The sequence below is a fragment of the Streptomyces sp. NPDC057307 genome, from assembly GCF_042667665.1.
In the GTDB taxonomy this organism is placed as follows: Bacteria; Actinomycetota; Actinomycetes; order Streptomycetales; family Streptomycetaceae; genus Streptomyces.
In genome coordinates, this window is sequence record NZ_JBHUZM010000222.1 from 1 (window position 1) to 8345 (window position 8345).

The 8345-nt window shown below is 69.7% G+C and carries 5 protein-coding genes and 2 tRNA genes; 2 read left to right on the forward strand and 5 right to left on the reverse strand.

Annotated features, from left to right (window positions below):
• Positions 1–51: 51 nt before the first annotated feature.
• A complete protein-coding gene (locus tag ACFUN8_RS36090; RefSeq protein WP_383647332.1) occupies positions 52–1503 on the reverse strand; it encodes a catalase in 1452 nt (483 codons plus the stop codon).
• Between the two features lie 145 nt (positions 1504–1648).
• On the opposite strand from ACFUN8_RS36090, the gene ACFUN8_RS36095 reads away from it, so the two are divergent.
• Positions 1649–2065: a Fur family transcriptional regulator gene (locus ACFUN8_RS36095; protein WP_383647334.1), complete on the forward strand. Its 417-nt coding sequence runs from the start codon at positions 1649–1651 to the stop codon at positions 2063–2065.
• Positions 2066–2176: 111 nt separating this feature from the next.
• On the opposite strand, the gene ACFUN8_RS36100 is transcribed toward ACFUN8_RS36095, so the two are convergent.
• From ACFUN8_RS36100 to ACFUN8_RS36115, 4 genes are all read right to left on the reverse strand, one after another.
• Positions 2177–2250 (reverse strand) — tRNA-Met (locus tag ACFUN8_RS36100).
• Positions 2251–2310: 60 nt separating this feature from the next.
• Complete coding sequence (locus tag ACFUN8_RS36105; protein WP_383647337.1) at positions 2311–4293, reverse strand: tetratricopeptide repeat protein; 1983 nt, start codon at positions 4291–4293, stop codon at positions 2311–2313.
• 237 nt (positions 4294–4530) lie between these two features.
• Positions 4531–4604, reverse strand: a tRNA-Met gene (locus ACFUN8_RS36110).
• Between the two features lie 43 nt (positions 4605–4647).
• Entirely contained in the window at positions 4648–7554 is a 2907-nt protein-coding gene (locus ACFUN8_RS36115; protein ID WP_383647342.1) for a UPF0182 family protein, read from the reverse strand.
• A gap of 151 nt (positions 7555–7705) precedes the next feature.
• Between ACFUN8_RS36115 and ACFUN8_RS36120 the strand changes: the two genes are divergently transcribed.
• Complete coding sequence (locus ACFUN8_RS36120) at positions 7706–8311, forward strand: PPA1309 family protein (protein WP_383647339.1); 606 nt, start codon at positions 7706–7708, stop codon at positions 8309–8311.
• Positions 8312–8345: the final 34 nt, after the last annotated feature.

An 8345-nucleotide genomic window follows, 5' to 3' on the forward strand; every position in this document is an offset into this window, starting at 1 on the left:
GGCCGGATCCGTCCCGGAACCCGGCCTCCACCGCCTCATCGGCAAGGGCCGTCAGCCGCGCAGGGCCTGGACCGCGGCGTCCAGCCGCTTGCCGAAGTCTCCGTCCGCCTGACGGAAGTTGTTGACCGCCCGCTCGGCGATGTCGTCGCGCGAGACCTGGGAGATGAACCCGGCCAGGTTGGCGACGAGTCGCGCCTTCTCGTCCTCCGACATCTGCCGGTAGAGGTTCCCGGCCTGCACGAAGTCGTTGTCCTCGGCGTGGACGGGGGCCTCGGTGTTGCCGGTGGTGCCGGTGACCGTAGTGGGCTGCCAGAGGGGCCTGTCCGTCTGGAACGGGCCGCCGAAGCTGTTCGGCTCGTAGTTCTTGGCGCCCTTGTGACGGCCGTCGTACAGCGAGCCGTCACGGCTGTTCGTCCGCGCCTCGGTGGCGTGCGGACGGTTCACCGGCAGATGGTCGGCGTTGATGCCGACGCGGTAGCGGTGGGCGTCGCCGTACGCGAAGAGACGGCCCTGGAGCATCTTGTCGGGCGACGGGCCGATGCCGGGGACGAAGTGCGCCGGGCTGAAGATCGACTGCTCGACCTCGGCGAAGATGTTCTCCGGGTTGCGGTTGAGCTCCAGCCTGCCGATCTCGACCGGCGGGTAGTCCTCGTGCGGCCAGACCTTGGTCAGGTCGAACGGGTTGAAGCGGTAAGTGGCCGCGTCCGCCGCAGGCATGACCTGGATCTGCACCGTCCACGACGGGAACTCACCGCGCTCGATGGACTCGCGCAGGTCGCGCTGGTGACTGTCCGGGTCGGCGCCGGCGAGCACGGCGGCCTCCTCGGAGGTCAGGTTCTTGATGCCCTGGTCGGTCTTGAAGTGGTACTTGACCCAGAAGACCTCGCCGGCCTCGTTGTTCCACTGGTACGTGTGCGAGCCGTACCCGTTCATGTGCCGCAGCGAGGCGGGGATGCCGCGGTCGCCGAACAACCAGGTCACCTGGTGCGTCGACTCGGGGCTCAGGCCCCAGAAGTCCCATACGTTGTCAGCCTCCTGGCTGCCCGTGTACGGGTCGCGCTTCTGGGTGTGGATGAAGTCGGGGAACTTGATGGCGTCCTTGATGAAGAACACCGGGGTGTTGTTGCCGACGAGGTCGTAGTTGCCCTCCTCGGTGTAGAACTTCAGCGCGAAACCGCGGGGGTCGCGCACCGCGTCGGCCGAGCCCAGGTTTCCGGCGACGGTGGAGAAGCGCAGGAACGTTTCGGTCTGCTTGCCGACCTCGGAGAGGAACTTCGCCCGCGTCCACCGCGAGACGTCGCGGGTCAGCGTGAAGGTGCCGTACGCCCCGGCGCCGCGGGCGTGCACGATGCGCTCCGGGATGCGCTCGCGGTTGAAGTGGGCGAGCTTCTCCAGAAGCGCCTGGTCCTGGACCAGAACGGGACCGCCCGCGCCCGCCGTCTCGCTGTTCTGGTTGTCGGCCACCGGCGCGCCGGCCTCCGTAGTAAGCGGTCCCTGCGTCACGTGCGCCTCCTGCGTCATACCCGCCTGTGCCTGTCGCTCGGCGATTGCCTGTCTCGATCCTACGATGGACTTTGTCTAAGTCAAGTAAGGATCCAACTCGACACACGTTCAGGATCTGGGCGTCCTCACTGTTAAGCTGACCCTCATGAGTGACCTGTTGGAACGACTTCGCGAACGCGGCTGGCGGATGACCGCCCAGCGCCGTGTGGTGGCCGAGGTCCTCGACGGGGACCACGTACACCTCACGGCGGACGAGGTGCACGCGCGCGCCGTGGCCCGGCTGCCCGAGATCTCCAGGGCGACGGTCTACAACACCCTGGGCGAGATGGTGACGTTGGGCGAGGTCATCGAGGTCTCGACGGACCGGCGCGCCAAGCGGTACGACCCGAACGCGCACCGGCCCCACCACCACCTGGTCTGCGCGCACTGCGGCACGATCCGCGACGTGCACCCGCTGGGCGACCCGCTGGCGGACCTGCCGGCGACGGAGCGCTTCGGCTTCGCGATCTCGGACGTGGAAGTGACGTACCGGGGCACCTGCCCCAACTGCGCCCAAGCCTGAGCGCGCACCGCCCCGCGGCCCACGCGGCGCCCGGAGCACCGCGCCACACACCCCGAGCACGACGAAGGCCCGGATCCTGATCGGATCCGGGCCTTCGTCCTTCTACTTCAGTAGCGGGGACAGGATTTGAACCTGCGACCTCTGGGTTATGAGCCCAGCGAGCTACCGAGCTGCTCCACCCCGCGTCGGTGAACACGACATTACGTCACCCCGTCGACCAGCGCAAATCCCTTTCCCGACGCCGCTCACGCGGTCAGTTCCTGGTGCAGCGCCTCGCGCAGCCGCGCCGCCCGCTCCGTCACCTCGGACGGCCCCAGCTCCACCGCGCGGGCGCACCAGCGCTGCCCCTCGGCCAACTCCCCGCGCCGGGCCGCGAGCAGCGCGAGCCGCAGCGCCGCGCGCCCGTGGCCGGCCTGCGCCGCGCGCGACCACCACAGCGCCGCCTCCCGCTCGCTGCCCTCACGGGCCAGCAACAGCCCCAGGTTGAAGGCGCCGTTGCGGCTGCCCGCCTCCGCCGCCTCCCGGTACCAGCGCGCCGCGTCCGTCATGTCGCCGCGACCCGCCGCGAGCATCCCGACCCGCACCTGGGCGCGCCGGTGACCGTGCTCGGCCGCGCGCTCGTACCACTGCTCGCACTCGGTCTTCTCCGGCTGCGTCTCACCGAGCGCGGGCGCGCCCGGCGGCGGCTGCCGCGCGTCCAGCACGGTCGCGAGCCGGAAGGCAGCCTCCGCGCTGCCGCCGCCGGCCGCGCACCGCAGATGCCGCTCCGCCGCCTGCTCGTCGCCGTCCCTGAGGCACGCGATGCCCACCTGGAGGGCCGCTTCCGTGTGCCCGGCCGCCGCGGCCCGCTCGTACCAGACCAGGGCCGTACGGTCGTCGTCACGGCCCGCGTAGAGGATGCCCAGGTTGAACGCGGCGTCGACGCTGCCCGCCTCGGCCGCCTTGGAGAACCAGGGCTCGGCGCCGGTCGGGTCACCGGCCTGGAGAAGCAGGACGGCGAGGGCGTTGGCCGCCTCGCGGTGGCCCGCGTAGGCGGCGCGGCGGTACCACTGCTCGGCCTGCGCCGTACGGTCCTGGGCCGCGCAGAGCAGCCCGAGGTTGTAGGCGCCGTTGACGTCGCCCGCGTCCATCGCGGCCCGGTACCAGCGCTCGGCGGTCTGCTGCTCGCCGCGGGCGGCGTGGAGCGCGCCGAGCGCGTTGGCGGCGTTGCCGTCGCCGTCCTGCGCGGCGCGCAGCCACCAGACGGCGGCGCTCTCCTCGTCACCGGCGTCGCGCAGCAGGAAGCCGAGGGCGCAGGCGGCCCGCGCCTCGCCGTCCTTGGCGGACGTCAGATACCAGCGCCCGGCCTCCTTCAGCTCGCCGCGGCTCTCCAGGATCGCGCCGAGGTGCAGCGCGGCGCGGCGGTGCCCGCGCGCGGCCGCCTGCCGGTACCACTGCGCGGCCTCGGCGAGGAGCGACTGTCCGGCGTCGGCCTCGGCGCCGGGGCCCGTACCGTCGTGGCCCGCGGGGGCCACGCGCACGCCGGAGCCCGCGCCGTCACCCTTGCCCCTGTCCCTGCCACCGCCCTTGCCGGTGATGACCGCGCGGACGGTGTCGCCGGTGCGCGCGGCCTGCCTCGCCCGCCGCTCCAGCGCACGCGCGAGACGGTACGACGCCTCCCGGTGGCCCTGCTCGGCGGCGGCCCGCAGCCAGCGCTCCGAGCCGACATCGCTGCGGTGCTCCAGCAGATCGGCGAGCGCGTAGGCGCCCAGCGCGTGCCCCTGCTCGGCGGACTGGCGCAGCCAGTACTCGGCGGCGGGCTCGTCGCCCTGCTCGCGGTAGTGCCGGCCGAGCGCGTGCGCGGCGGCGGCCGATCCGGCGACGGCGGCGACGCGCCACCAGCCCGACGCCTCCTCGGTGTAGCCGCGCTGGTGGAGGAGGACACCCAGGTTGTTGGCCGCGGCACGGTCGCCCTCGGCGGTCGCCGCGCGCAGGTACTTCTCGGCGGCGTCAAGATCGCCGCGGCGCAGCAGCAGCGCGCCCAGCACACTCATGGACGCGACGTCGCCGCCGTCCGCGGCGCGCCGGTGGCGCGCCTCCGTCTCGGCGTCGGCGCTCTCCGTGGGGCCGCCGGCGGTCGTGGCGCCGGTCGCGCCCTTGGAGTCCTCGGCGTCGGCGGCACTATCCGCCTGTCCCTGTACAAACCGCCCTGTCTCCAACAGAGTTGCCCTGTCCCCCATAAAATCCATCGTTGCACCACCTGTTACCCGCGTACACCTGGTATATCGCGGCCAGCAAGGTCACTTCAGCGTTTTGTCGACATGCCCACAGAGAGACAACTCAAACGCCTCTCGGGTCAACTCGCCACTCCCACCGCCCACTTGACCGAACGCACGGTCACGGATCGGCCACGAACAGGTACGAACACAACACAACGCGCAGCAAAGGCCCGGATCCTGATCGGATCCGGGCCTTTGACTGGTAAGTAGCGGGGACAGGATTTGAACCTGCGACCTCTGGGTTATGAGCCCAGCGAGCTACCGAGCTGCTCCACCCCGCGTCGTTGTGTTCCAAACCGTACCACGACGCGGGGTGTTCGCTGATCAGGTCTTGTCGTCGCTCCCGCCCGCCGGCGCCTTGGCGGACTTCTCCGCGTCGGCGGCGCGCTCCAGGGCCTCCTGGAGGGCCTCCTGGGCCTTCCCGTACGCGACCCAGTCCTGCTTCGCCAGCGCGGCCTCACCGTCCGTGTACGCCTTCTGGGCGTCGGCGATGGCGTCCTTGAGCGCGGCGTCACCGGTGGCCGGCGGCGTCGTCGTGTCGCCCTCGCCCGGTGGCTGCGTCTCCGGCGGCGGCTCGGCGCCGTCGACACCGAACACCGCGTTCAGCGCCTCGGACAGACTGTCCTTGAAGACCGGCTTGCCTCCGTAGGAGACGGCGATCTTCTTCAACAGCGGATAGTTCGCACTGCCGCCGCGCGCGTACACCGGCTCGATGTACAGGAACCCCCCGCCGAGCGGCACGGTGAGCAGGTTGCCGTACTCGATGTCCGAGTCGGTGCCTCTCAGGTTCCGTACGAACTCGGCGACTTCGGGCACGCCGTTCAACTCGCTCTGCACCTGTTGCGGTCCCTGGACCGTGGACGTCACTCTCAGGACTCTGATCTTGCCGTAGTCCTTGCTGGTGGCATCGGCGTCGACCGCCATGAACGCCCCCAGATTGGGACGTCCGTTGGGTGTGAAGGTCGTCGTCAGCGAGAACTTCTGCGCGGACTGCCCCGGCATCTTCAGGCTCAGGTAGTACGGCGGGACCGCACTGCTGTCCTTGTTCGTCGGGTCGTCCGGCACCTGCCACGCGTCGGAGCCGCTGTAGAACTGGGCGGCGTCCGTGACGTGGTAGCGGGTGAGCAGCTCGCGCTGGACCTTGAACATGTCCTGCGGGTAGCGCAGGTGGGCCAGCAGCTCCGGCTGGATGTCCGACTTCGGCTTGACCGTGTTCGGGAATGCCTTCATCCAGGTCTTGAGGACCGGGTCCTCGGTGTCCCACTGGTACAGGTTGACCGAGCCGTCGTACGCGTCGACGGTGGCCTTCACCGAGTTGCGGATGTAGTTGACCTGGTTCTGCTGCGCGACGACCGCGCGCTGGTTGTTGGTCAGCGAGTCGGTCGTGGTGTCGCCCAGCGTCGTACGAGAGGCGTACGGATAGCCGTTCGTCGTGGTGTAGGCGTCGACGATCCACTTGATCCGGCCGTCGACCACGGCGGGGTAGGCGTCGCCGTCGATGGTCAGCCAGGGTGCGACCGCCTCGACGCGCTCCTTCGGCGTGCGGTTGTACAGGATCCGCGAACCCTCGCCGATGGCGCCGGAGTAGAGCATCTGCGGCTCGCTGAACGCCACGGCGTAGGCCGCGCGGTTCACCGGGTTGGAGAGATCGACGCCGCTCTTGCCCTTGTAGCTGGTGGTCCGCTCACCGTTCTTCTCGTAGTCGAGCTCCTTCTGCGGGCCGCCCACGATCGAGTACTGCTGGGTCTTCTCGCCGTAGTAGATCCGCTGCTCGTACTTGGGAAGCTCACCGGTGGTCGGCAGGCCGGACTCCGTGAAGTCGGGCGCGCCGACCGTGCCGTCGTTCTCGTCGGTGACCGTCATCGTGCCCTTGGACGCGATCGCTCCGTACCCATGGGTGTAGGTGAAGTGGTCGTTGATCCAGTTGCGCTTGGGGATACCGGTGATGTTCAGCTCGCGCAGACCGATGACCGTGTCCTGCGGCTTCTTGTCCGGGCCGAGGTAGCGGTCGACGTCCAGCGTGTCCGGGAACTGGTAGTACTTGCGTTCCTGCTGGAGCTGCTGGAAGGCGGGCGAGACGACGTTGGGGTCCACCAGCCGGTAGCTGGCGGCCGAGTCGGCCGCCTCCCGCTGCTCCGCCTTCTTCTCGGGATCGCCCTTGCCGGAGTAGTCCGTCACATCGGCGTCGTCGATGCCGTACGCGGCGCGTGTGGCATCGATGTTCTTCTCGATGTACGGGGCTTCCTTGGCCTGCTCGTTGGGCTGGACCTGGAACTTCTGCACGATCGCCGGGTAGAGGCCGCCGATGAGGATGGCGGACAGGACCATCAGACCGAAGCCGATCACCGGCAGCTGCCAGGTGCGGCGCCAGAGCGTCGCGAAGAACAGCACGGCGCAGATGGCGGCGATGCAGAACAGGATCGTCTTCGCCGGCAGATAGGCGTTGGCGTCGACGTACCGCAGACCCGTCCAGTTGCCGGTGGCCTTGAAGTCACTCGCCTTGACGGCGAGCCCGTACCGGTCGAGCCAGTACGCCACGGCCTTGAGCGAGACGAACACACCGAGCAGCACCGAGAGATGGCCGGTGGCCGCGCCCGTCGCCCGCGCGCCGGGGCTGGTGACGCGCAGCCCTCCGTACAGATAGTGCGTCAGCGCGGCGGCGATCAGCGCCAGCACGACCGCGGCGAAGCCGAAGCCGAGCATGAAGCGGTACCAGGGCAGGTCGAACGCGTAGAAACTCACGTCCAGGTTGAACTGGGGGTCCTTCTGGCCGAAGGACACACCGTTGACCCACATCAGCCAGGTGCGCCACTGACCGGCCGCGGACGCTCCGGCGATCAGCCCGACCAGGGCGGTGATCGCCAGCAGCACCCACTTCTTGTACGGGGCGATGCCCATCCGGTACCGGTCGAGGCTCTGTTGCTCCAGCGACATCGCGCTCAGCGGCGGCCGCAGCCGGTGCGCCAGCCAGATGTTCACGCCGACGGCAGCCGCCATCAGCAGACCGAAGACCGCGAACAGGCCGATCTTGGTCCAGAGGGTGGTGGTGAAAACGGACGAGTATTTCACCGAGCGATACCAGAGCCAGTCGGTCCAGAACCCGGCGAACATGACGAACATCATGGCCAGGACGGCCAGAATGCCCAGTGTCATGAGCAGGGTCCGGGCACGTCTGGACGGCCGGCCCACTCTGATCCGTGGCCCGGTCGGGCCTCCGCCGCGGTCCGGCATCTGGAAAGCCAACGTGCGCACCTCGAAGTTCGCGGTCGTGTGAAAGCAGCTGAATCAGCGTCTGTAAGCGGGCCCCAGCGATCGTAGGGCCCACCCATGCAACTTACTGAGGCTTTACCTAGTTCCCGCACGGGGGTCGGAAGGAGGCAGGATGTTGGCCATGTCCAACCTTTCCTCCTCCTCTTCCTCCTCTTCCTCGTCCGATCAGCCGCCTTCGGCCTCGGGCCCGGTCGCCTCGACCCCCATCACCCGTGCGGTGCTCGAAATCGACGAATACGCCTCCGGCCTGGGCTGGGACCAGCCCGCCAGGCTGTTCGCGCTCGTCGACACGGCCCGACTGCGCACCGACGAACCGGAGCTGGCCAGCCAGCTCGGTCTCGACGACGGCTCGACGCCCGCCCCGCTCACGCCCGTCGAGCAGGACGAGATCCCGGCGGGCACGCCGCTCGACGAGTTCCTCGCCACGATCGCGTGGCCCGGCGCGGTGGCCGGGTGCGCGATCACGGTGGAGCGTCTGATGCTGCCGCCGTCCGCCGAGGCGTCCGTCCCCGAGGGCCTGGACGAGTCCGCGCTCGTGGACTGGGTCGCCGCCCACCCGGACCGTCAGGAGGTACGGATGACGGTCGCCGTACTACGGGACGGGACGCGGGACTCGGCGCTGCGGCTGCGCGAGAAGGACTCACCGACCCAGGTGCTGACCGGCGCCGGTCTGGTGCCGGGTCTCGCCGAGGCCCTGGCCGCCACGTTCGAGGCGTAGCGACAACGACGCCGGAGGGGCCGCGCCCGCGGCC

Coding starts and splice junctions, on each gene's coding strand:
- ACFUN8_RS36095 (WP_383647334.1), top strand. CDS start 1,649: ATGAGTGACCTGTTGGAACGACTTCGCGAACGCGGCTGGCGGATGACC.
- ACFUN8_RS36105 (WP_383647337.1), bottom strand. CDS start 4,293: ATGGATTTTATGGGGGACAGGGCAACTCTGTTGGAGACAGGGCGGTTT.
- ACFUN8_RS36115 (WP_383647342.1), bottom strand. CDS start 7,554: ATGCCGGACCGCGGCGGAGGCCCGACCGGGCCACGGATCAGAGTGGGC.
- ACFUN8_RS36120 (WP_383647339.1), top strand. CDS start 7,706: ATGTTGGCCATGTCCAACCTTTCCTCCTCCTCTTCCTCCTCTTCCTCG.